The 24,753-nt window shown below is 43.6% G+C and carries 20 protein-coding genes; 15 read left to right on the top strand and 5 right to left on the bottom strand.

All coding sequences use genetic code 11. From position 1 onward, the window contains the following. Positions 1-547 precede the first annotated feature (547 nt). The 12 genes from BFJ94_RS04440 to BFJ94_RS04490 all read left to right on the top strand — a co-directional run bounded on the left by BFJ94_RS04440 (position 548) and on the right by BFJ94_RS04490 (position 10,776). Complete coding sequence (locus BFJ94_RS04440) at positions 548-1,261, top strand: MgtC/SapB family protein (RefSeq protein ID WP_120461574.1); 714 nt, start codon at positions 548-550, stop codon at positions 1,259-1,261. Between the two features lie 105 nt (positions 1,262-1,366). Next, the gene (locus tag BFJ94_RS04445; protein ID WP_120461576.1) at positions 1,367-3,151 is read left to right on the top strand and encodes an ABC transporter ATP-binding protein; all 1,785 of its coding nucleotides are present in this window, start codon (positions 1,367-1,369) and stop codon (positions 3,149-3,151) included. Positions 3,152-3,176: 25 nt separating this feature from the next. Beyond that, a complete protein-coding gene (locus tag BFJ94_RS04450) occupies positions 3,177-3,863 on the top strand; it encodes a response regulator transcription factor (RefSeq protein WP_120461577.1) in 687 nt (228 codons plus the stop codon). Beyond that, positions 3,860-4,918, top strand: coding sequence for a HAMP domain-containing sensor histidine kinase (locus BFJ94_RS04455; protein WP_120461579.1), 1,059 nt, complete (start codon positions 3,860-3,862; stop codon positions 4,916-4,918). Before BFJ94_RS04450 ends, BFJ94_RS04455 begins: the two co-directional genes overlap by 4 nt. 120 nt (positions 4,919-5,038) lie before the next feature. Continuing rightward, positions 5,039-5,734 carry a response regulator transcription factor gene (locus BFJ94_RS04460; protein WP_120461581.1) on the top strand — a complete coding sequence of 232 codons (696 nt, stop codon included), beginning with the start codon at positions 5,039-5,041 and terminating at the stop codon, positions 5,732-5,734. Further along, on the top strand, positions 5,724-6,821 hold the full coding sequence (locus BFJ94_RS04465) for a sensor histidine kinase (RefSeq protein WP_120461583.1): 1,098 nt from the start codon (positions 5,724-5,726) through the stop codon (positions 6,819-6,821). Before BFJ94_RS04460 ends, BFJ94_RS04465 begins: the two co-directional genes overlap by 11 nt. 224 nt (positions 6,822-7,045) lie before the next feature. Beyond that, entirely contained in the window at positions 7,046-7,537 is a 492-nt protein-coding gene (locus BFJ94_RS04470; RefSeq protein ID WP_120461584.1) for an RNA polymerase sigma factor, read from the top strand. Between the two features lie 107 nt (positions 7,538-7,644). After that, positions 7,645-8,424 carry a DUF817 domain-containing protein gene (locus tag BFJ94_RS04475; protein ID WP_120461585.1) on the top strand — a complete coding sequence of 260 codons (780 nt, stop codon included), beginning with the start codon at positions 7,645-7,647 and terminating at the stop codon, positions 8,422-8,424. Between the two features lie 52 nt (positions 8,425-8,476). Further along, on the top strand, positions 8,477-8,875 hold the full coding sequence (locus BFJ94_RS04480; protein WP_120461586.1) for a hypothetical protein: 399 nt from the start codon (positions 8,477-8,479) through the stop codon (positions 8,873-8,875). Between the two features lie 17 nt (positions 8,876-8,892). Then, entirely contained in the window at positions 8,893-9,180 is a 288-nt protein-coding gene (locus BFJ94_RS26115) for an NAD-dependent epimerase/dehydratase family protein (protein ID WP_308424707.1), read from the top strand. Further along, positions 9,177-9,395 (top strand): hypothetical protein, encoded by a 219-nt coding sequence (locus tag BFJ94_RS26120; protein WP_338044281.1) that lies wholly within the window; start codon positions 9,177-9,179, stop codon positions 9,393-9,395. Before BFJ94_RS26115 ends, BFJ94_RS26120 begins: the two co-directional genes overlap by 4 nt. A gap of 91 nt (positions 9,396-9,486) precedes the next feature. Further along, positions 9,487-10,776, top strand: coding sequence for an MFS transporter (locus BFJ94_RS04490; protein WP_120461587.1), 1,290 nt, complete (start codon positions 9,487-9,489; stop codon positions 10,774-10,776). Positions 10,777-11,175: 399 nt separating this feature from the next. On the opposite strand, the gene BFJ94_RS04495 is transcribed toward BFJ94_RS04490, so the two are convergent. The 5 genes from BFJ94_RS04495 to BFJ94_RS04510 all read right to left on the bottom strand — a co-directional run bounded on the left by BFJ94_RS04495 (position 11,176) and on the right by BFJ94_RS04510 (position 14,957). Continuing rightward, entirely contained in the window at positions 11,176-12,387 is a 1,212-nt protein-coding gene (locus BFJ94_RS04495; RefSeq protein ID WP_120461588.1) for an MFS transporter, read from the bottom strand. 97 nt (positions 12,388-12,484) lie between these two features. Beyond that, positions 12,485-13,096, bottom strand: a complete 612-nt coding sequence (locus BFJ94_RS04500; protein ID WP_120461589.1) for a TetR/AcrR family transcriptional regulator — start codon at positions 13,094-13,096, stop codon at positions 12,485-12,487. Positions 13,097-13,267: 171 nt separating this feature from the next. Further along, on the bottom strand, positions 13,268-14,158 hold the full coding sequence (locus tag BFJ94_RS04505; RefSeq protein WP_268238246.1) for a serine hydrolase domain-containing protein: 891 nt from the start codon (positions 14,156-14,158) through the stop codon (positions 13,268-13,270). Next, entirely contained in the window at positions 14,155-14,469 is a 315-nt protein-coding gene (locus tag BFJ94_RS26040) for a serine hydrolase domain-containing protein (RefSeq protein ID WP_268238245.1), read from the bottom strand. Before BFJ94_RS26040 ends, BFJ94_RS04505 begins: the two co-directional genes overlap by 4 nt. A gap of 53 nt (positions 14,470-14,522) precedes the next feature. Further along, positions 14,523-14,957: a MarR family winged helix-turn-helix transcriptional regulator gene (locus tag BFJ94_RS04510; protein WP_120461590.1), complete on the bottom strand. Its 435-nt coding sequence runs from the start codon at positions 14,955-14,957 to the stop codon at positions 14,523-14,525. A 185-nt stretch (positions 14,958-15,142) separates the two neighbouring features. Between BFJ94_RS04510 and BFJ94_RS04515 the strand changes: the two genes are divergently transcribed. The 3 genes from BFJ94_RS04515 (at position 15,143) to BFJ94_RS04530 (ending at position 24,717) form a co-directional block, all read left to right on the top strand. Then, entirely contained in the window at positions 15,143-18,334 is a 3,192-nt protein-coding gene (locus BFJ94_RS04515; RefSeq protein ID WP_120461591.1) for an RCC1 domain-containing protein, read from the top strand. Between the two features lie 81 nt (positions 18,335-18,415). Beyond that, positions 18,416-24,037, top strand: a complete 5,622-nt coding sequence (locus tag BFJ94_RS04520; protein ID WP_120461592.1) for an RHS repeat domain-containing protein — start codon at positions 18,416-18,418, stop codon at positions 24,035-24,037. A gap of 263 nt (positions 24,038-24,300) precedes the next feature. Further along, the gene (locus BFJ94_RS04530) at positions 24,301-24,717 is read left to right on the top strand and encodes an RHS repeat domain-containing protein (RefSeq protein WP_120461594.1); all 417 of its coding nucleotides are present in this window, start codon (positions 24,301-24,303) and stop codon (positions 24,715-24,717) included. The last annotated feature ends 36 nt before the right edge of the window (positions 24,718-24,753 follow it).

A 24,753-nucleotide genomic window follows, 5' to 3' on the forward strand; every position in this document is an offset into this window, starting at 1 on the left:
GTTTCTACTTTTATATCTAACGAAACGTGGTATCGCTATTTACGCCTAAAAGGGCCTCTGAAAATTGTAACGAAACTGGGGAACGCTATTGGAGTAAATTTGGGGCTCAAAGCCTGAATCTCACCTCAATAACGATATGGTGTATCGTTATAATTATTTTACCGTTGTTTTTGGGCAAATAGCGTTCTGGAGTTTCGTTAGAGAGGTCATACAGGTGGGAGATTTGCGTCCATAGAATCCACCTCCACGAAAAGCCTGCAAATATGCAGGAATTTCCCCCATATTCCGACCCGGAAGAGTAAATTCCTGCGTAAATGCAGTTTTTTTCTACGAACAGGCCTGATTTTTAGGAAATATGAAGAAAAGCCTGCAAATATGCAGGAATTTCCTTCGAACAGGTGAGTTTGGATGGAAAAACCTGCATTTTTGCAGTTTTCGAGTTTGTGTCGTCCGTTTGACGGGGTACGAATCATCAATAAAGTTCAGGGGTATATATTAACTCTAACGGGATAAAGAAGGTTATGAATATATATGAAGGAGAAATGTTATGGTACTTGATTGGGAAATGGTGTTCAAACTGTGCACGGCCTTATTATTCGGTCTATTCATCGGGATTGATCGTCAGCTGAAGCAGAAACCGCTCGGGATTAAAACCTGTATGGTAATATGCATTTCAAGCTGTCTTGTGACGATCGTCTCTATTGAGGCGTTCCAGAAATTTGCCGGGCCGGATCATCCGAACATGGACCCGATGCGATTAGCCGCCCAGATTGTCAGCGGGATCGGCTTCCTCGGGGCAGGGGCGATTCTTCGCCGCAGCAATGAAGGAATCTCGGGGCTGACCTCAGCGGCGATGATTTGGGCTGCCTCCGGGATCGGAATAGCGATTGGCACCGGATTCTATGTGGAAGCGACGCTCGCTGTAATTTTGCTGATCCTCTCGGTCAATTTCGTGCCTTACCTGATCAAGTGGTTCGGGCCTTATAAATTAAATCAACGCGATGTTTCGCTCAAAATTGTGATGGAGGATCACGGCAATGTAACCGACCTGATCCGGACGATTGAATGCAAAGAGGATCAGGGAGGCGAAACCAAGCATATCCAGCATCGGATTCGGCGATTGAGAATTAAAGACCTTGACGAAGGGCGCCATCGGGTCGACATGGTCATTACTGCATCCGAAAAAGAATACACGACGGAAATTTATCATTTTGTGCGGAATATCGATCATGTGATCAGTGTGGAGGTAGAAAATCTGTAGTTTTGAGCCAGGCCCGTTTAACTTCAGTTTAAAATAGTAGGGTATTCTTTTCCTAAGGATCTTAAAGAAGATCCTCTTTAATGAAATTCCAGAAGGAGAAGAGCCATGAAAACGGATGTATCCAAACCGAATGCTTCATCATTTTTTAGACTCATGAAAGAAACCAAGCCACCGCTTACATTAATCATTGTTTCTATTCTGCTTAGTGTTATTTCTACGCTGGTTGGCCTGATTATTCCGATGTTCACCAAAAACCTGGTCGACGGATTCTCATTGGCTTCGATCAGCCGGATGCAAGTTGTCGGTCTGGTCGCGGCCTTTATCGGTCAGACTCTGGCAGCGGGGATTTCCATCTTCCTGCTGAATTATATCGGTCAGAAAGTGGTCGCCATCATCCGCGATAAATTGTGGAAGAAGCTGCTCGCTCTTCCGGTAGCCTATTTCGACAATAACCGAACTGGAGAGTCGGTCAGCCGGATGACGAATGATACGGGGGTTATCAAGACCTTCATCTCTGAGCATGTGGCCAGCTTCTTCAGTGGCATTATCTCGGTGATCGGCTCGGTAGCCGTCCTGATCTACTTGAATTGGAAGATGACGCTGGTCATGTTCCTGGTTATTCCGCTGGCAGCGCTCGTACTGGTGCCGATCGGTCGCAAAATGTACCAGGTATCGATCAGCATGCAGGATGAGACCGCCTCTTTCACGGCGATGATCAGCCAGGTGCTCTCGGAAATCCGGTTGGTGAAGGCCTCCAATGCCGAACGTATAGAGTATGAGAACGGAAGTCAGGGAATTCAGAACTTAATGAAGTTTGGGATCAAGGAAGGCATGATTATGGCCTGGATCAGTCCCTTAATGAGCTTCGTGCTTATGATGCTGCTCGTGATAGTCATCGGCTATGGGGGGATGCAGGTCTCCACAGGTGCGTTAACCGCCGGGGAATTGGTCGCCTTCATCCTGTATTTGATCCAGATCGTGATCCCGGTCACGCAGCTTAGCACCTTCTTCACTCAGCTCCAAAAAGCAAATGGCGCTACAGAGAGGATGATGCAGACATTAAGCGAAGAAGAAGAGGACTTCCGGTCGGGTCATGAGGTGACGGATGCGAAGCAGGTACTTAGCGTCGAGAACCTGTCATTCGGCTATAAACAGGATGAACCGATTCTGAAGCAATTAAGCTTTCAGATGAAGCCTGGTACAGTCACTGCCGTAGTTGGCCCAAGCGGTGGCGGGAAGACGACACTGTTCCAGATGCTGGAGCGCTATTATCTACCGTATGAGGGTCGGATCATGCTCGGCAACGAACCGATTGATTCCTTCTCGCTCCGTTCTTGGCGGGGAATTATCGGATATGTATCCCAGGAGAGCCCGATGATCGCCGGAACGATCCGTGACAATCTATGCTATGGCATTGAGCGTGAAGTAAGTCAGCAGGAGCTGGAGCAAGCGGCCAGAATGGCCTATGCGGACGGATTTATATCTGAACTACCCGAAGGCTTCGATTCAGATGTAGGGGAACGCGGCGTGAAGCTGTCGGGAGGACAGCGCCAGAGAATCGCCATCGCCCGTGCGCTGCTTCGCGATCCCAAGATTCTGATGCTGGATGAAGCGACCTCGAGTCTGGATAGCCGCTCAGAAATTGTAGTGCAGCAGGCACTCGATAATCTGATGGCGGGCAGGACGACCATCGTCATTGCGCATCGGCTATCTACGGTGGTTGGAGCGGATCAGATTATTTTCATTGAAAAGGGAAGGATAACCGGACAAGGCACTCACGAGCAGCTGCTGCAGAACCATAACATGTACCGAGAATTTGCAGCGCAGCAATTGCAGATTGCTGAAATTGCTGAAGCCGCTGCCCTGGAGCCGTCTCTTCAGGAACAATAAATCGATTGTAGGTGAAATGGCTATTATGGCGAAAATACTTGTAGTGGACGATGACTATCATATCCGCGAGCTGGTCAGGGTGCTGATCGCAGAGGCGGGGATTGGCGAAGTATTGGAGGCGGCCGATGGAGTTGAGGCGCTTGAGGTGATGGAGGCGCAGCGGGCGGATATGGTTATCCTCGACATTATGATGCCGAATATGGACGGCTGGGAGCTCTGCCGCGAGCTGCGCAGCCTGTATGAAATGCCGATCCTGATGCTGACCGCGAAAGGAGAGACGAGGCAGATCGTCAAAGGCTTCGATCTCGGTACGGATGACTATCTAGTGAAGCCGTTTGAGCCTGCAGAGCTGGTGGCCAGAGTGAAGGCGCTGCTCAAGCGCTATCAAGTAATCGCCTCTCAAAGCGTTGTAATCGGAACGCTCCATATGGATCGCAAGACGTTCCAGGTGGAGTCGGAGGGGGAGAGCTTCACGCTCCCGCTTAAGGAATTTGAACTGCTGTTCCTGCTCGGTAGCTATCCGGGCAAGACGATTACCAGAGAGCAGCTGATTGAGGATATTTGGGGCTATGACTTCGAGGGAAATGAACGGACGGTCGATGTGCATGTAAACCGGCTGCGCGAGCGGTTTCCAGAGCAGAGATTCCGCTTCCGGATCGTGACGATCCGCGGGCTTGGCTACCGCCTGGAGGTGTGCCAGGAAGAAGCATGAACATTCTGAAGAAAGTATGGAATCTTATTTTTCATTTCATCCAATATATTGGGGTTATTCTGCTCCTGATTGGGACTTGGATCGGCGCAATTTATATACTGCGCGGTGTCTATAATTACACTGGGGCCCCATCTTCCCCTTATGTATCGCAGGCGATTACGGTAGTTGTCGGCGTCCATCTGTTCTTTGCCAGCATGATATTGATCGGTCAGTTCTACCGCAAGAAGGAACTTGCCAAGATGAAGAGCATCCTCGATGCGATGCGCCGGATCGCCAAGGGCGACTTCTCGGTAAAGCTCGATGAGCAGGCCGAGTATCGTGAATTCAGACAAATCGTGGAGACGGTTAATGAAATGGCCGGGGAGCTAAGCCGGATGGAGACGATGCGGCAGGACTTCATCTCGAATGTATCACATGAGATCCAATCTCCGCTCACCTCGATCCGCGGCTTCGCAGAGGCGCTCAGGAATCCGCAGTTAGACGAAGAGCAGCGTGGCCATTACCTCGATATCATCGAGGGGGAGAGCCGCCGATTATCACAGATGAGCGACAATATGCTCAAGCTGTCCTCGCTCGAATCGGATCGCTCCTCGTTCGAGCATAGCCGCTTCAGGCTGGATCGGCAATTGCAGTCGATTGTGCTTACTGCCGAGCCGCAATGGTTGGCCAAGGAGATTGAGATCGAACTCGATCTTAAGGAGATATATGTCGAAGCGGCTGAGGAGTTGCTAAGCCAGGTGTGGGTGAACCTGCTTCATAACAGTATCAAATTCACACCGGTGAAAGGGAAGATTACGGTTACGCTTATTTTGGAGTCTGGTAAGGCGAAAGTGACTATTGCGGATTCGGGACTCGGTATTGCCAAGGATGATCTGCCCTATATCTTCGACCGCTTCTATAAGGCGGATAAATCGAGAAATCGGAATGCTGGCGGCAGCGGGCTCGGCTTATCTATTGTCCGCAAAATTGTAGACATTCATCAAGGGGAAATTGCAGTAGAGTCCCAGCCGGGGCAGGGGACACAGTTCATTGTCACCATCCCTTGCGAGTGGTAGTCGAAGGGGAATAGTGAAAAGCTTGTAATCCTTTCTTAACCTTTTATTTGGATTCGAGATTATTCGTCATGGTATGATAGAGGCGTATGTGTAACTCTAGTCGATAAAAGGATGAGTCGGATGAGCAAACAAATATTGATCGTAGATGATGATGAGAAGATCGCTAAACTGATAGAAATATATTTAATAAATGAAGGTTATGGTGTAGTTAAGGCTGACAACGGGCTGTTAGCACTGGAGATTATAGAGCAGCAGGATATCGACCTGATCGTCCTCGATGTGATGATGCCAGGTCTGGATGGAATATCGGTCTGTCTAAAGATCCGTGAGACGATGACAACGCCGATTCTGATGCTAAGCGCCAAGGATGGCGATATGGATAAGATCACCGGGCTCATGACTGGGGCCGATGATTATATGGTCAAGCCATTCAATCCCCTGGAGTTGGTGGCGCGGGTCAAATCTCTGCTGCGCAGGTCTTCCTATGCGGCTCAGCCCACCGCGACGAGCTCGGGCCATATTCTCAAGATCGGTCCCCTGCAGGTGGATAAAGAGACGCATAGAGTCACTGTCGATGGTCGTTCGGTCAAGCTGACACCGATTGAATTCGGGATTCTGTATCTTCTGGCCAGCCATCCCGGACGGGTATTCAACTCGGAGGAGATCTTTGAAATGATCTGGAAGGATAAATATTTCGAGAGCAGTAACTCCGTTACGGTGCATATCAGCCGTCTACGGGATAAATTGGAGAAGGAAATGGAAGGCGAAACCCTGATCAAGACGGTATGGGGGGTCGGCTACAAAATTGAAAGCTAGTCTCCGTTTTTTATCCTGGCTATTATGGACAGTCGTCACCTCGATTGTGGCTTTGCTGCTGCTTTCTCAACTCGCCAAGCTGACTTTTTTCCTATTCCCTAATCTGACCCTGCAGTCGGCATTGATCTGGATTAATCGGAATATCGGGTTCCCTGAGGTTTATTATTTATCGGGCGTGCCGATTCTGATGCTGTTCGCGCTCTATTTCTATCGGCGCAGCGTTCGCAGACATGAAGAGAAGTATCTCAAGCTGCTGATTGAGGAAGTGCACCAAATTGAAGAAGGCACAGCCTCGAAGATTCCGGTGGAGAACGTAGGTCAACTGGGTCAGCTTGCTACGGATATTAACCGCATGGTTGACCGTATCAGGACTTCTATTGAAGAAGAGAGGCGTGCGGAGCAGACCAAGAGTGAGCTGATCACGAATGTATCGCATGATCTGCGGACTCCGCTTACCTCGATTACAGGTTATCTGGGCCTGATTGATCAGGATCGCTACCGCGACGAGGTAGAGCTCCGCTATTATGTGAATATGGCATATGAGGAATCGCTAAGGCTTACTCAGCTATTGCAGGATCTGTTCGAGTTCACGCGTCTGCAGAATATGGAGATGAGGCTGGAGAAGGCGAGAATCAATCTGACGGAGATGCTGTATCAAATTACCGCGCATTTTGGCTGGCAGCTGCAGGAGAACAAGATGGAGTGCCGCCTTTATTTGAAGCCACAGCTCTTCGTACATGCTGATGGTGACAAGCTGCGCAGAGTATATGAGAATCTGATCTCCAACGCCATCCGCTATGGAAACGGAGGCAAATATATCGATATCCGTGGCGAAATGACGGCAAACGAGGTCATTACGGAAGTGATCAATTACGGGGAGCCGATACCAAGAGGAGATCTGCCCCATCTGTTCGACCGTTTCTACCGGGTGGAGAAATCGCGCGCATCGCATACCGGTGGCTCGGGAATCGGCCTGGCGATCGCCAAGCATATCGTCACTTTGCATGGAGGTACGATTATGGCTGAGAGCAATGAGCATCGCACCGTGTTTCGGGTTCGGCTGAAGAGGGATCATCCGAGCCAATAGCTCTTAAGTCAAAAACATAAATATTCCACTAACAAAAACCATTTAGAGGGCACTCTGAGTGGTTTTTTTGCGTGAAAAGGCAGTTTTTTAAGGATTAGGCAGCAAATCTTAAGATAAACTTAAGGAAATCTTATTCGAACTGCAAGCTATGTACTTCATAATGGACTATAGCAATTCTGAACTAGAACCCTTAAGAAATATAGAGAATAGAGGAGAAACCTAAAATGAATACCCGAATGATGGACGTTATTTACCGTGAATATAGAACTGATGTATATCAATATTTATATTATCTGTGCCGCAATCATCATAATGCCGAGGATCTAATGCAGGAGACCTTCTATCGTGCGCTGACCCGGCTGGAAGGAATGGAGCCGAAGCGGATCAAGGCGTGGCTGCTGCGAGTGGCTCATAACGCATATATTGATAAGCTGCGCAAGGATAGCCGTTCCAATCTGTATGAGAATGAATTCTTCTATAATCTGTCGAATGAAGAGACCCCGGAGACGAAGGTGCTATGTCAGGAAGTGCGCGATGAATTGTTTGATCAGCTGTCATTACTGCCGCCGAATCAGCAGCATGCGGTACTGCTATTTGATGTGCATGGCTTCTCCTACCTGGAGTCTGCCGAGCTGATGGGCATCGGATTGTCACACTTCAAGATTCTGTTGTACCGGGCGAGACAGAAGCTGCGCAAGGGTAGACAGACGGCTTAAGGGTCGTCCTGACACATTCCAGAAAATTGTTCTGCCGCTCTCTCCGTGAGTATGATAAAATCTTGTATATCTGATTTAATGGAATATTGAACTCATCGGAGGATAGTATGACCTTTATCCGCAACTTGCTGCAATTCGCTTGGCTTCAGGCTTTATCCTGTATTTTTCCACTTATCATTTTCGGGACGCTCGGGCTCACGAAGATCGTACATATTCCAGGCTTGCCGCGATATGATCTGATTCTGATCATCTGTCTTCTGGCGCAAATTGGCATGATCGTCTTCAAGCTGGAGACGCTGGATGAACTTAAGGTGATCTGTCTTTTCCATATTATCGGGCTCTGTCTGGAGCTGTTCAAAGTTCATATGGGCTCATGGTCTTATCCTGAACCGGCCTGGACGAAGATCGGGGGAGTTCCGCTCTACAGCGGATTCATGTATGCCAGTGTAGCCAGCTATATTTGTCAGGCTTGGCGCAGACTGCAGCTTCAAATGACCGGCTGGCCGAAGGGGTGGCTCACGGTCTTGATCTGTGCGGCGATCTACCTGAACTTTTTCACACATCATTTCATAGGAGATTATCGCTGGCTCCTCACCGCGTTGCTCTTCCTCATTTTTCTGCGGACGAAGGTGTACTATACGCTCAACTCCCAAACGTTTCGGATGCCGTTGATGCTGTCTTTTGTCCTGATCGGCTTCTTCATCTGGATTGCGGAGAACATCTCGACCTTTCTCGGAGCCTGGACATACCCTGATCAGGAGCATGTCTGGCAGCTGGTCCATATCGGCAAGATCAGTTCATGGTTTCTGCTCGTTGTAATCAGTATTATCATTGTAGCTCAGTTGAAGCATGTCAAAATAGGTATGACAGGGGACAGACAAGCTTAAGACGGGCGCGGTATACTGATAGTTAAGAGTTGAAATTCAGGGAGAGTCGGTTATGAATAAGTCGAAGGGTTACTTCTATTATTTGTTATGGATACTCGGTGCGCTGATCGTCGTGTACTACGGCAATCAATTCGTAGGAATGATGGAGTCGAAGAAGGGGGAGTTCCTCAGAATCGACTATAGTCTGCTGGGTAATATCCTGTATGCGCTCCTGTTCGGGATCTATTTAAGCCTGCTTAATGGATTGCCGAACCGCAGGAAGTTTCACAGGCCGTTATTCTTTTTCGTATTTCTGCCATGTTTGATTCTGATGCTCTACCCGGTACTGAATATTTTCTTTGAGATGCCTTATTATGCACTATACAACGATGTGGCCAGACAGGAGGGGCATTTCTTCTTCAGCCTGCTTTGCGGGTTAACGTTGATGAAGAGCTTATTTGGCAGTCGGTAAATGAGGAGGTGCCTTATATGGCTGAGAAAGTTTTGGTTCTGGGAGGCTCCCGGTATTTCGGGAAAAGATTAGTTCAACTGTTGGCCAGTGCAGGACAGTATCAAGTGACGGTAGCGACGCGTGGGCTGACAAAGGTGGAGTTGGCGGGTGAGGTTCAGCAGGTCGTGCTGGATCGCACGGACGAGAGGGCTTTGAGGGAAGTGGCGCAATCCGGGCCATGGGATATCGTCTATGACAATATTTGTTATTCTCCCAATGAGGCGCTTGCCGCGGTGCAGGCTTTTGAAGGCCAGGTGGAGCGGTGACGATCGGCCAAATTATAAAAATGATAGAACAGGCAACCGGTAAAGCGGCGCACATCGTGCCAGAGACGGAGGAAGCACATATGTCCCCGTTCGGTATTCCGACCTCATGGACGATGGATACAGCCAAGGCCCAGGCGGAGGGTTTCTCTTTCCGCTCTGTTCAGGAATGGCTACCGGAGCTGGTTCATGAGATTGCATCTATACATAGAATATGATCTGTTAACAAAAGGAGAGGCTTATGAGACCGATTTGAATAAATCATGTGACTCTTAGCGAATGGATGATTACAATTGAATAGGAGTGAACATGGTGAAATTCAGGCCGTCATTTTATTATTTATGGAGCTCACAGACGTTATCGAATACGGTCGATGTGCTCTATCTCGTTGCATTGACGACCTATGTACTGAATCAGACGGGATCGATTATTTTTGCTACATTAGTTCCGTTCTTTCGTGTAGTCGCTCAAATGCTAAGTGGGCTGATAGCACCGCTGCTTATTGACCGTTACCGCTTAACGTTCCTGTTGACACTGGCACAGGGCGGACAATTTCTGGTGTTTATCGCGCTTGGGCTCTACCTCTCGCCATGGATTAGCGGGGCGGACACGATGTTCATTTACGTCTTTATCGCTGGACTGTCTTTCTTGGACGGGTGGACGAGCCCGGCTCGGAATGCCCTGATTCCAAGGCTGGTGGACGATTCCGGCTTGATGAAGGCCAATGGGCTCATTGGAGCTACGGATCAGATCGTACAGTTCGCCGGCTGGGCGATCAGCGGGGTGCTGGTCGCGGCTATGGGTTCTTTTCCCGTATTGGTAGTCGTTGCGGTCTGTTACGGCATTGCTGCCGCGATCACGGTTCTGATTGAAGATCCGACGGAGGCTAAGCAAAGGAACCTGTTCGATGTGCGTACCTCAGTGACAAAAGTAAGGGAACTTGTGGGGGACAAGGACGGAGCATCTTCAGAAGCTTCAGAAGAGAAGGAGCTGTCTCGCTGGGAAATTCTGAAGGAGGGCTGGGTGGCTCTCTGGAGAGTGCCGAGGCTCCGTGCTCTAACGATGATGGATATATGCGATGCGCTGGGCGGAATGGTCTGGGTCGGTGCATTTATTCTCGTATTTGTTCAAGATGTGCTGCATCAGGATGAGAAGTGGTGGGGATACATTAATGCGAGTTATTTTGCCGGGGCCGTGCTTGGCGGATTTATCGTCGTCGCTCTGGTCAAAAAGTTTGAGAAGAAAGTATTCCTCTCCATGATTGTAGGTATGCTGGGCTATGGACTGTTAACCGCCTGGTTCGGGCTGAATCAATCGACTTGGCTCGCTCTAGTTATCGTCTTCTTGACCGGGCCTTTCAGCGAGCTTGCTGCAGTGACCCGACGTACGCTCATTCAGCGCAGTGTGAATAAAGATATGCTGCCCAAAGTGTTCTCAGCACAATCGACGCTGCTCAGTACCTTGTATGGGCTGTCGCTTCTGCTGATGAGCGGAATTGCGGAATGGTTCGGGATTGTAAATATGTATTTGCTGGCCGCCTTGATCAGCCTGATCACGGTTGTGATCGGTTGGGCGAATCGGAAGGCGATTCAGCTATAATTAACAAAAAACGGGGCTGTCTTAAAAGTCGATCTTCCGACTTGGAGACACCCCTTTTGTGTGCCCCAAAATGTGTACATCCCCATATTCTGCGGATCACTCGGGACATTATTGTCCGTTAGCGTTGATCCTGTGGCCCCCAGCCGTTGTAACGGACAATGATGTCCATTACAAGGGGAATTGTCGCGAAAAATTGCATTTTATGTTTCTAATGGACAAAAGTGTCCGTTAGAGGAGCGTAGTCGTTATTTTCATGCTCTAACGGTCATTTTTGACCGCTGGGCGGCCCGTTTTTGTTGAATGTTGAAAAGCGACAGAGCAAAAAAAGTTGGACGGAAAACATGACGTTTTTCCGACCAACTTTTTATTTTGGGACTTATTGGACAGCCCATCTTTTAGTTATTTGGTCGCTTGCTGGACCGTATTTGGCTTGCTGCTTCGTTTCGCTCTAAGCGAGAGCAGAAAGCACAGCACCAGGACGAACGCAGCCGAGATGTAAGGGTAGTTGATGTTATAATCGAACAAGAATCCGGCTACAATCGGACCCGCAATATTGCCGAGGCTCGTATATGCCGAGTTCAGGCCGGCAACGTATCCCTGTTTCTCCTCAGCCATCTTGGACATCTGTGTACCGATGGCAGGTCGCAAAATGTCGATCGACAGGAACAGAATGAACGTGACGATGACGATCAGCCAGTACGTGTGCACCAGCAGTGTCAGCAATACGAATGCAGCGGCTGTGATCAGACAGAATGAGATGACATTGCGTTCCCCGAATTTATTCAGAATCCAGCCGAAGATCGTCAATTGAACGACCGCGCCAGAGATGGAGCCAAAGGTAATAATGAAGGCGATATCTTTGGCCGTGAAGCCGAATTTATGATCGACGAAAAGTCCGAATACCGTCTCATAATTTGCGAGACCGAATGAAGCGACGAATACAATGATAAGAGCGATGAAATAAGGTTCTTTATAAGAGTTCAGTAATTGCTTGAATAGAGACTGTCTGGGAGCCTCGCTGACTTTATCTTGTACTGCCCGTGGTCGTTTATTGGATTCGGGCAGAGCTAGCAGTGTGATCGTGGCTGCGATGGCACCGGCAACAGCGGCTGCGAAGAAGGGAACGCGAATCCCGAATTCAGCGATGAATCCGCCGATGCCCGGACCGATAATGAAGCCGGTAGTAATGGCCGCATTGATGAAGCCCATCCCAGTCGCCCGCTCGTCATCCGTAGTCGTGTCTGCCGTATAGGCCATCACCGCTGGGAAGATGAGTGCGGCGCCCAATCCGCCGATCATTCTGCTTGCGAACAGAAGAGCTGGTGCGTTAGCGAGCCCGAAGAGGAGCTCCGATACAGCGAATACGATCATACCGATTACAATAATTTTCTTGCGTCCGAGCATGTCGGATAATCTCCCGGCATAGGGAGAGAATATGAGCTGTGTTAGCGAGAAGGCTGCGACCAGCAGGCCGACAGTGCTGCCGCTAATATGCAGCTCGGTCATGTAGGACGGCATGATGGGAACGACGAGGCCGATCCCGGTAAATACGATAAAAATATTAAGCATGAGAAGCAGTAACGCTCCCCTATTTTTCAATAATATCGACATAATAAGAATATCCTCCGCATGGTAAGTACAATAGTTGAGGCTGTCGGTGGATACATCCGATTCCTGAAACTATACTGACCGTTCATTTAATAGTAAATTAATTTGAAATTCCATATAAAAAAACCTTGATCGCCTGTTGATACAGCATGAGCGCATTTTCCAACTTCAATTGACGTGACATTTGGCTAAGCCCGATGACCATGCTCTCCAGAATGGCCGCGTGACACTCGACATTATCAGACTTGAATTCTCCATTATCGATCCCCTGCTGGATTAGATCCTGGTTGAACTTAAGGTGTCCCTGCATCATCTCAATAATACGTTCTTCGATATCACTTGGTTTCTCATTATAATTAAAAAATTCATTAGCCGCTTTGGAGAGTGGGTGATGGAGGTCATCGAGCACTATCTGCCTCGCGAAGCCGTACAGCTTATCCGTCACTGTCTTATATTGAGATTCATTCTGCTGCCATTTCACTTCCCATTCATGGTCCCATTCATCGATCAGATAGAGGAACAGGCCTTCCTTGCTCTTGAAATGATAATAAATATTGCCCTTACTGCTGCCTGTAGCCTCGGCAATATCTTCGATCGAAGTTGCCCCGTAGCCTTTATTCACAAATAAAGCTCTGGCCGCCTCGGCTACCTTCCTCTTCGTCTGCTTGCTCTGCAGCTGCTTCTTATTGGTTGAAGCGCCCTTCACATCCATGATAATCGGCTCCCTTCCATGATATGAGAACGCAAAATATTTTATACTGAACGTTCGTTCAGGATTATAACAAATTTGTGGGGGTGTGCGCAAGACTCAGTTTGTTATCACGTTCGCATATCATAAAACAAGAGCATACATGCAGCATGCTCTTAGTTCTGATTAAGTATATCAATCAACAGGTTGATAAGGGACCTCAATCCCTTCATCGATGAATAATTGATTCGCAATATCTACATAACTCATCGTATTACGTATCCAATAATAAGACTCTTCGATTCTAAAAAGAGGGACAGACAGCTGATGCTCAAATGAAATCATAAATGGGGCAGGGGCGCTCTTTTCAATCGTAAATCTTGTGCCAAGTTCATCCGCTAATTCGTACTGGCCCGTAATATCATCTTTATTACTGTCTGGTAAAATGACTACTAGCTTTGGCGCTTCTACCGCATCCTGTACGCCCATTAAGCAATTCATAATTTCATATTCATATAGCGGAAATATTTCCTGATTCGTCGCTAGCACAATCACTTCTTCCGTTGCTCTATTAATGAAGGCTTGTGCTGAACAACCCATCCACCCGCCTGTATGACCGATCCATTGATCCTGAATCATAAAGCCATGACCATAATGCTCAGCGGATTTTCTTGGGGATAGCATTAACCTCACAGTCTCTTTACTAATGTACTGACCTTGCCAAAATGCTAATAAAAACTTGCCCACCTCTGCCACTGTTGCATAAATACCACCGTCACCATAATTATCATTAAATTTTTCAGCTTCGTGTAAATAAGGGTCTTCAAGCGCTTTTTGATATTGCTGGTTCTCATAATCATAGGTCTGAGCTTGTGCCTTCCATTGTTTGGCGGGCTGGGTCGTCGTACGAGTAAGATTTAATGGCTCTGCAATATATTGTTGTAAATAAGCTTCATAAGATAACCCGCTCACTTTCTCGATGATCTTAGCCAGTAAAACATAATTTGTATTACTATAAGACCAGTGCGCGTTCGGTGTATGTAGTGGAAGCGATAGCTCGACGAATTCTTCAACATCTGTGGTCAAACCTCTACCAGATACTCAGGAATACCAGAGGTGTGGGTTAGCAGCTGTGCGACGGTCACTTCTGTAAAATGAGTTGCGTTTAACCAATTGGTAATTTTGTCTGATAACTGCGGTCGTCCTTGTTCGATGAGCTGGAACACCATTACAGCGGTGTACATTTTACTTAAGGATGCCAAATTAAATTGAGTACTCTCAGAAATATACCGCTGCTCAGCAATATCTTGATAACCCAAATAATACTCATACTTTTGTCTATTCTTTTTGTGATAAACAGCCCCATTGAAATCAATATTTTTAAGTAATCCTTCCACATGTAATCCTCCTAAATAAATTAGATATCTAACATATTGGGCGTGAAGAAATTTTATAATTCCTTCAGTGCGACCTTTTTTAATTTTTCAACAATGCGTTCTAATTCGTCTAGCTCTTGCGATGAAAGCTTGCTATATATTTTATCTGCGATTAACTGCTCCACATAATCTTGCTGTGCAAAATACTCCACTCCCTTGTGATCCAAAGTTATAAATACTTCCCGGCGATTTTGCAAATTTATTTCTCGCTTGATATATTGATTCTTTTCTAATTTTGCAATCAATTGACTAACCGCGCTAGAGCTAATATCCATCTCGACCGCAATTTCACCGACCGTGATGCGTTTGGCTAAGTACACAATATCCAATACCACCGCTTGCTGTGTTGTAATGCCGCTATCCAAATACTGCTTATAATGCTTAAAGATCAGGCGGTTAATTGTATATTCCGCTTCATTAATACGCTTCACCTGCTCATACAAAGACAAACCAATCACCCGCCCATACGTTAGATACCTAACATATTAACAAATAATATGTGGGAGCGTCAATTTTTTATTGAGGTTTAATCGGGTGTGAGTGTGGAAGGTTATATACAAAAACATATAAATATAAGATAATGAGGGATAATATGTAATTATATTGAAGATATTCCTTTGCAGGAGGCGATGTTTTGTCTAAGATTGGAAGATGTTTAGTTGCTTTCGTCACAATTCTGAGCTTTTTGGTGTTTGACTTACATGCCTATAGTTCTACTACATACTATGATTATGATTCATCGAATCGATTGATCCACAAAACGGTTACTTCTTCCACTGGTGAAAAAACTTCATGGGAGTATACATATGATTTAAATGGAAATTTGATTCGCAGGATGGTTGTTGGAAATTTAGATAGTCTTACAAATTCGAATTTTGAGCAGTATTCAGGAAATAATGGGGTAGCAGATCACTGGGAGATATACAGGAGTGGGAATGGAACAGCTGTATATGATATTTCAAATACCTCTTATTCCGGGAGGCAATCTCAAAGGATAAGTGCTAGCGGTGTTACCAGTGGATCTTCGATTGGAATTAGTCAAACTATAGCTGTCCATGGGGGAAAACCATATATTTTAGGGGGTTATTATCGCGCAATAGATCTGTTTGGTGCAACTGCGCGATTAAAAATTGAATTTTATAATTCATCCAATGTTCTAGTTGGTAGTGAAATTCAAGAGATAAATGAACCGAATCAGGGCTATGAACATATTACAATCCGGGGAAATGTTCCTATTGATGCGGTTAAAGCAAGAATAATAATAGCAATCCATAGTGTATCTTCAGGATCTGGAAGAATTGAAGTGGATAACATGAACTTCGAATATCCGCAGCCAGTTAATTTGATTGCAGGCGGGAAATACGTAACATATGGGCTAAGGAATGACGGTAAAGTATGGGGATGGGGGACAAACAGTTCAGATAAATATACGAGGGTCCCATCTGAGTTACCTGGATTTGAGAATATAAAGTCACTTGCTGTAGGAAATCAAAATAGACATGTTGCTGCTATTAAGGAAGATGGAACGGTATTGACTTATACTTATTATAATTATGGTGGAGAAGCAGGTGACGGAACTACCGAAATGAAATATACACCCGTATTAGCTGTAGGTCTCACAGATGTTATATCGGTTGCTGCGGGCTATGATTATACAGTCGCACTGAAAAATGATGGAACGGTTTGGGCCTGGGGATCTAATTCTCAGGGACAATTAGGAGACGGGACTACTATTAATAGATCTATTCCTGTTCAAGTTGAAGGTATTAGTAATGTTGTTGCAGTTGCTGCAGGTGATAATCATACTGTTGCTTTGAAAAATGATGGAACGGTTTGGAGTTGGGGATTTGGTGATAGTGGAAGACTAGGGGATGGAAGTGCAGTATTACATAATATACCGGTTCCAACCCAGGTCCCTGGATTAAATAATATAAAAGCAGTAACTGCAGGTGATAGTCACACCTTAGTTTTGGATAATAATGGTGAAGTATGGGGGTTTGGAAGAAATAGTTATGGTCAATTGGGAATTGGTAACAAATCTTCTCCTCAAACCACTCCTGTAAGGATAGAGGGGCTTATAGCGTCATCAATTGTTGCCGGTGGAAATCACTCACTTGCCTTAAAGCCCGACGGTACTGTAATGGCTTGGGGAAAAAATTGGAGTGGAGAAATTGGTGATGGTTTAGGCGGAAGTATTGGAAGTGTTCAATTAAAGCCTACTCAGGTTCTTAATTTGACAGGAGTGGATTCCATTGCGGCAGGTAACGAGCATTCAATTGCACTAAAAAGTGATGGAACACTTTGGACATGGGGGGATAATACTTTTGATCAAATTGGAACCGGTAATGGTAAAAAAAGCTTGGTTCCTATTCCTGTCTGGACAAGAGGACACGAATCTATTCCTCCAACCAAGCCTGAAAGTCTAAAAATCGTGGAACAAACGGCTAATACTGTGACCTTAGAATGGGAGCCTTCGAGCGATAATTCGGGAATTACTGGTTACGATGTTTATAATTATGACTCAAAGTTGTCTCGCTCTAGAACGAATAGGGTCACTCTAGAAAAACTAGAAACAAACATGACTTACTTAATAACAATTAAAGCGGTAGATCTATCTGGAAACATATCGGAACCGAGTAATTCAGTAATTGTACAGACAGGTCAGGACACTGAACCTCCAACTGTACCTACTAAATTGACTAAGGTCTCCTCCACCTATGATTCGGTTACTTTGAAGTGGGAAGCTTCGAAAGATAATGTTGGGGTCGCCGAATATGAGTTGTTCAAAGATGGAGAGCAAGTAGCAGTTACTACTCAACTAACCGTAACTATATATGGCTTGACTGAAGGTGGAACCTATACCTTTACAGTAAGGGCCAAGGATATGGCAGGTAATGTATCCGAGCATAGTTTACCTTTGATTGTAACTCTATCATCCGATCATGAACCACCTACCGCTCCAACGAATCTGGCAGCTTCAATAATTAGTGTTACTAGTGCACGGCTATCGTGGACGAAGTCAACTGATAATGTGGGAGTTGTTGGCTATGATATTTATCGTATCTCTGACTCAGAACCGGAGCTAGTTGGCTCGAGTACAACAACCTCTTATACACTAAATCAACTTCATCCAAGTACCACTTACACTGTCATGATCAGAGCCAGAGATAATGCAGGAAATCAATCGGAAGATAGTGCAAGCGTAAGTTTCACTACTAAGGCAGACACTACGAAGCCGAGTACACCCACCAATTTAACATTGGTCACGATGACTAATAATTCAGTTACTTTGAAATGGGATGAATCGACAGATAATGTTGGTGTGGTTGCTTATGATATTTTTGAAGGAACGAATCTCGTTGCAACAGTTGTTCTCCCTAGTGGTGGAGTAATTAATCTACTTCCGAATACACCCTATAAATTTACTGTTGTTGCTAGAGATGCTGCGGGTAATAAATCGAGTCCAAGCGCTCCGCTTAATGTGACGATTATACCTGATAATGAAAGTCCTTCTGCTCCAACCAACCTCTCATATACAGAAATACTGATGGACAGCATTAAATTGGAATGGGACGAATCTACGGATAACGTAGGGGTCGTGGGGTACCAAATATATCGTGACTCAGAACTGGTTGGAACCTCGAGTGTGAATTACTTTCAGGATATGGGATTAACACCAGGCACCTCTTACAAATATGAGATCATTGCTTTAGATAGCTCAGGCAATCTCTCTTTACCTAGTGAAGCTTTGGTTGTATCCACAGCTGGCACTATGGAGCAAGAAATATTGCAGAATATAGACACTGGGCTGCAATCTTCAAATTAAATTTTTCATAAAACAGCTAGAGAGCCACTTAGATTTGCAGTCATAAGTGGCTCTTTAAATTATATAATTGGGAGGTTCACAATGAAGATTCTTGTAAAATTGCTTGTTGTTGCAATGCTAATCACTTCCATAAATCCTGGTTCGTTGGTATTTGCGGCTTCATCAGAGTTCTCTCAACAAAATAACACTTCTGATTCATCTTCTTCTGTAAGTAAATCAGCAAACGAAATAGTGCCAGAGGCATTTACTTATAAAAGCTCGGAGAGTAAAAATTTTAGCCTAGATTTTCACAAAACAGATAGTACCTTAAAGACTACTGGTCGCAATCAATATATTCAAAAGAATTTCAGTCCAAAACTGAAACAAATTCTGGCATATTATCAGCCCGAGGAACTGGTCAATTTAACGGAAGAGCAAAAGCTAGAAGTGGTCAATTGGAGTGAAGAGCAAGTAATCGCTATCATTGAACATTTGTCAGAAAGAGAAAAAGAACACTTGAATAAAATTGTGCCAGCAGCTATTGAAAACTATAACTATGTTAGGAATCGTGAGGGATATTTACAAGAGTATCAATCTGATTTGGAGGAGAACAAAACAATTACTCAACTTATGACCACTCCTAATTCCTTGAGTAATATTAATTCCGCAAAGCCGTTTCAAGTCGATGAATTTAATAGTGAGTACAATTATTCAGTCCAAACAGGTAATATTGTTGACCCTATATATAGAACAGCAAATCATAGCGTAACGGATATTCAATTAACAGGAAAGTATGGATTGGGGCTAAATCTGAGTCGGTCCTATAATTCTTTGTTCAGTAAAGTTTTATCGCCAGAATATGAAATTAACATTGGAAATATAGGAAAAGTAACTTCAAAGGCTGAGATTAATGGTTTTATAGCTACTGGGTGGACTCTGAATATCCCTAATATGCAAATCACTTCCGAGATTGCTGAGATCAAACCAGAGTTACTTAGTTGTGCTGCAGTAAATAATCCCTGTGCCGAAGATCCTAATGCAAATATCCCAACAAGCGGATTCCTGACGAAGTATTCATTACAGTCCTCAGAAGTAGAGAAGATTATTTTTACTTTGGAGAATGGGGCATCCATTGAGTTCCATAATGGGGTTCCGTATCAATATCCTTACCAGAACGTAGCCTTAGTTAAAGAGAAATCCAATTATAAATTAACTGTAAATGAGGAGTTTACATATACGTTTAGTCCCTCTGGAAGAATTTTAAGCAAGGAAAACCGCTATGGTGATAAAATCTTGTATCAATATAATGATTTTAAAACTGATGGTAATGATAATATCAACATAATTGACTCCTACCAGAGAAATATTACTATCTTCAGGAAAAGAGATTTGAATTTTAAAGATAGCCCACTCATTATAACTGGAATTAAAGTAACAGATGAGACGGCAATTGTTAAAGATATAAAATATGATGTGTCTCGCTCGGTAACAAATCTGGCATACAGAACTTGGTCGGACGAGGCAGGGGCTCAAATAATAGAAAATCCTAATTTGGGTTATTGGCAGTTAGAACAAGTAATTGATCAAACACAAGGAAAGAAAATATTGGAGTCCTATGATTACTATACGATTGATTCGACTAAATTGGCGGATTTTAATTTCAAATCTAATGATTATGCCTATAGTTCTAACGCCGATGGCACTCCTACGCCCTACGATGCAAATCAATGTACAGATAAGACGAAAATTTGTTATTCCAATCAATGGTTGTGGAGCTCAGATAATCAATATGTTGAATCAAGTAGTATTGTTCAAGTGAACAATATACAGTATGGAGAGATCGCCTACTTATTATTGAAGAATATTAACTTTTTTAATGGCCTAAAGGTTAAATTTAATTATCAGAACTATAATTCTGGTTGGTCCATTAACCCAGAGTATGTACAGAAGGAACTATTCAGAGGCAGTACAAGATTATATACGGATGCAAATGCTATAACTTATTTCGGTTATCATGCGGTTGAACGGGTTGACTATATTTACGAAGAAAATAATCAGACTAAGCTAATTTCAGATTATTATGCGAATCAGCATTTGGATCATGGTTGGCAGTTTAATGAATATTGGAAGAACCATAAACAGAACATCCCTCGACTTAGAAATAGTTCTCGATTTGGCCATAAGCAAACGATAAGAACACAGAAGCAAGTTGGAAAATTGCAAAATTATAGCTTTAAACAGTATGAATATGAGCCTGATGGAATTAACTTTGTTTTGAAATATAATTGGGTTAACCCTGAGGATTACAATCCGTTGGAGCTTAATGATCAAGGGATTCATTACACGAATCGGAATAGCTATATTACTAGCTATGAGTATACTCAAGGTACCGAGCAACCAAACGTTATTTCGTCTTATGTCGGTAACATATCAGATGTTCAGAGTCCTCCTCCACCTCCTCACTCAAGCATTAAAGAGTCATACACATATGATGAATGGGGGCTGGTAACTAAATATGTAGATAAATCGGGAAATACAACATTATATCAATACGATGGTCCCCAACATAAACTTACAAAGAAGATTATTAAGAGTTCAGATCAACAGCAGGAAGTAGTCCAAGAATTAGTGTACTATTCAAGTAATGATCCTGAATCTTACAAGAGAGAGCAACTAAAATCAACAATCTGGACCCAGAAGTATAGAGATCCTGTAAACCCATCTAAAATGAATTCAGACACTTATAAAACCGAATACACATTATATGACAAAGATAGAAATGTACTTCAAACCTTGGAATCAGCTGCTGGAGATCAGTTTGAGAAGGTACCGCAGGTTACAGAAAGAAACTATACTTACACTGCTTTAGGACAGGTGGAAACTGAATCAATTAAGACGAAATTATCCAGCGGCCCTTACATTTCTAATTTGAAGACAGAGTATAGATATGATATTCGTGGGAATATAATTCGAATTTTGTATCCGGATCATTCATTTAGGGACTACAAGTATGATTCCATGGACAGAATAGTATTTTCCAGTTTTACATTGACTAGAAGAGATACCTCAATTTCTTATGATGATGCGAAGCGGCAAGTAACTATCACATTACCGGATGGAGAAATTCAGAGAACTGAGTATTCTCCGTTTGGATTAGCTCTACGGGGCGAACAGTCCAGGGAAGGTATGAGTCGAGTAACTTTTGTCAATCAGACGACGGATGGTCAAATCATTGATGCTGAACTCCCATTTGGTGAGCCATCCTTACAAACAAGTTATACTTATGATTCCATCGGAAGACAGAAGACAAGAACAGATAGCATGGGGAATACAACCGTCTTCACTTATGCGAATACAGCTATTGGAAATAATGAACGCTATCAAGAAACAGTTGAGATGAACTACCCAGATGGCAAGGTAGAGACTAAATATTACAACACAATCGGACTATTAGAGCGGATTGTTGAGAAATCTTCTGATCAAGTTCGAACGACCTCTAAATCATATTCAGCATTTGGTGATGTAACTAAAGACCAGATAATTACTCAGATTGGGGGTTCCCCAGGAAGCAGTAATACTACGGAATACAGCTATGATTCAAATCATCATTTAATTCTTCTGAAAGATCAGGAGGGTAAGCAACATAAGTATGCTTATGACCATAATGGTAATCTATTAACCTATTATCTTAACGGAAAGAAGCAAACCGAAAATTCATATAATGAAGCCGGTTGGATTATGAGTAGTACCGATGCTTCTAGTAATAAGGAAAGCTATGAATACAATAACATTGGTCTAACTGCAAAATTTATGGACAAAAAGGGTCAAGTTACACGTTATGCATACACAAATCTAAATGAGCTTGAGTCTGTTGAAATTACTAATTCAAACAGGAAAGTCTACGGGATTACGTATGCTTACGATAAACTTACTCGCAAGATTACTAATTTAACTTCTACGGAGTATGGGGAACAAAACAAAGTTGAGAGTATCGACTATCATTACGATCAATGGAATCGTATCGATCAACAAACAGTAGCTGGACGCAACTATCAACTAGGATATGATAATTGGGATCGCTTGATAAACCTATCTTTTCCAGATGCCAAGACTCAACAGATTTCGTATGACAATCTAAGTCGTATTGAATCCGTTGAGTATGGGAATTCTGGGATAATGAGATACAATTATTCAATTGGCCTTAATAACAATTTTTATACTATTTCGTATCCAAACCGGACATCCCAACGAATACAGCAGAATGAATTTGGTGAGATCATTGGACTAACTCATCAAACGAATGGCGTGGCTACATTTGAAGAACTTAATAAGTATGATGGACTGGGGAATATAGTAGAAATAAATAGAACGAGGGGAAATCAGTCTTCGAATGAGCGTTTTTCATACGATAGTCTAAATCGCCTTGTTCAGGAAGAAATAGAACCAGGGCAAATTAAATATGTATATGACGAGCAAGGAAATCGTCAGCAACGAAGCACGACCTTTGATGAAGAACAGCCTTCCACCAAACAGACTCATTATTCCTATAATGCTGCCAACATGCTTAATGGTTTTTCAGACAAAGAAGAGGGTACAGAATATTCCTACACGTATTACGCTGATGGACTCAGAGCAACTAAGATGGGAACGAATGAGAGAGTTCGGTACGTTTATTTAAACGGCAATGTAATTGAAGAGTTAAACCTGGATTCAGATGGTAATGTAACAGGAGTAAAAGCACGAAATATTTGGGGTAATGAGCTTCTATATCGAGAAGATAACAACTCAAATAAAGCAGGATACTACCTATACAATGGTCATGGTGATGTTATACAAATAAATGATTCTGCTGGAACAATGCTCAACAGCTACGAATATGACACCTGGGGCAAAATCACTTCAATGGTTGAATCTATGTCTAACCCCTACAGGTACACAGGTCAATATTATGACGACGAATCAGGTTTATACTATTTACGCGCTCGTTATTATGATCCAGTAGATGGCAGGTTTGTGAGTGAGGATACGTATAAGGGGACATTGACGAATCCACTGACACTAAACCTATATACGTATGTGCAGAATAATCCGTTGAGGTATATTGATCCGAGTGGTAATGTTGCAATAGATCCTCTACTATGGGACTATAACTACAGAATAAATGAGCAGAAAATAAATTGGGCTGAAGCGAATGAAAGAGAAGATTCTGCTGCTAAAAAAGCTGCCTCAAATGAAGCGGATAGATTAAGAAAAGAATTTTATAACAAAACAACTAATAAGAAGGCACTAAGAGATGGTTTGTTGCAAAGTACTGAAACATTTTTAAATAGGTTTAATGTAACTAACAAAGATAATGACAAAATCACTACAATTTTAGTTGACAAGAACGGCACAGTATATTATGGGGCTAATCCAATGTACGATTACTGGGAGCAGATTCATACTTTTTCGAAAACAGAGCAATACCACGCTATAGCTGCAAAAGCAATTATTGGCTACGGAGTAGGAACAGTTGCAACATTTGGAACAACTCAAGTTGTTATGCACTCTACCGGTGCAGCAGCTTCATTAGGTTTAGAATTTATTCCGGGTGGACCGAAAGCAGGAGCAACCAAATCAATGATTTATAGAACAAACAAAGATACCGGTAAAATTGACAACATGATTATTGATACTGAAGGTTATTATGTTACAAATGCCAGGTACTGGAAGAGGTATAAATGATATGAAAAAAGTTTATCAGTGGGTAATCATAGCTCTGATTTTAATAATATTAGGGTTCATAGTGTGGACATCAACAAGCGATAAAATTAGTGCAACAATTTTTATAATCTACTTACTGACTATTTTTACAATCGGTAAATTTCTGAAAATGAAAAAGGCATTTAAGACAGCACTAGTTGTTGGTGTCAATTTATTATTTGTATGTTACTTGCTCTTTAAGTTTTTGAGCTAATCAGGTGACCACATGTGAGTGTATAAACTCCATGTGGTTCTTTTTTCTTGATCGCATTACGTATCCAAACCGGACATCCCAACGAATACAGCAGAATGAATTTGGTGAGATCATTGGATTAACTCATCAAACGAATGGTATGGCAGGATATGAAGAGCTTCATAAGTATGATGGATTGGGGAATATAGTAGAAATAAATAGAACGAGGGGAAATCAGTCTTCGAATGAGCGTTTTTCATATGATGGTCTAAATCGTCTTGTTCAGGAAGATATAGAGCCCGAGCAAATTAAATATGTATATGATGAGCGAGGGAATCGCCAGCAACGAAGCACGACCTTTGATGAAGATCAGCCTACCACCAAACAGACTCATTACTCATACAACGCTGCTAACATGCTTAACAGATTTTCAGACAAAGAAGAGGGCACAGAATATTTTGGAACTTGAGCAATGGGTTGCTTGGATATTGGACTTCTAGTAGGC

The sequence above is a fragment of the Paenibacillus aceti genome (assembly GCF_003614185.1).
Taxonomy (GTDB): domain Bacteria; phylum Bacillota; class Bacilli; order Paenibacillales; family Paenibacillaceae; genus Fontibacillus; species Fontibacillus aceti.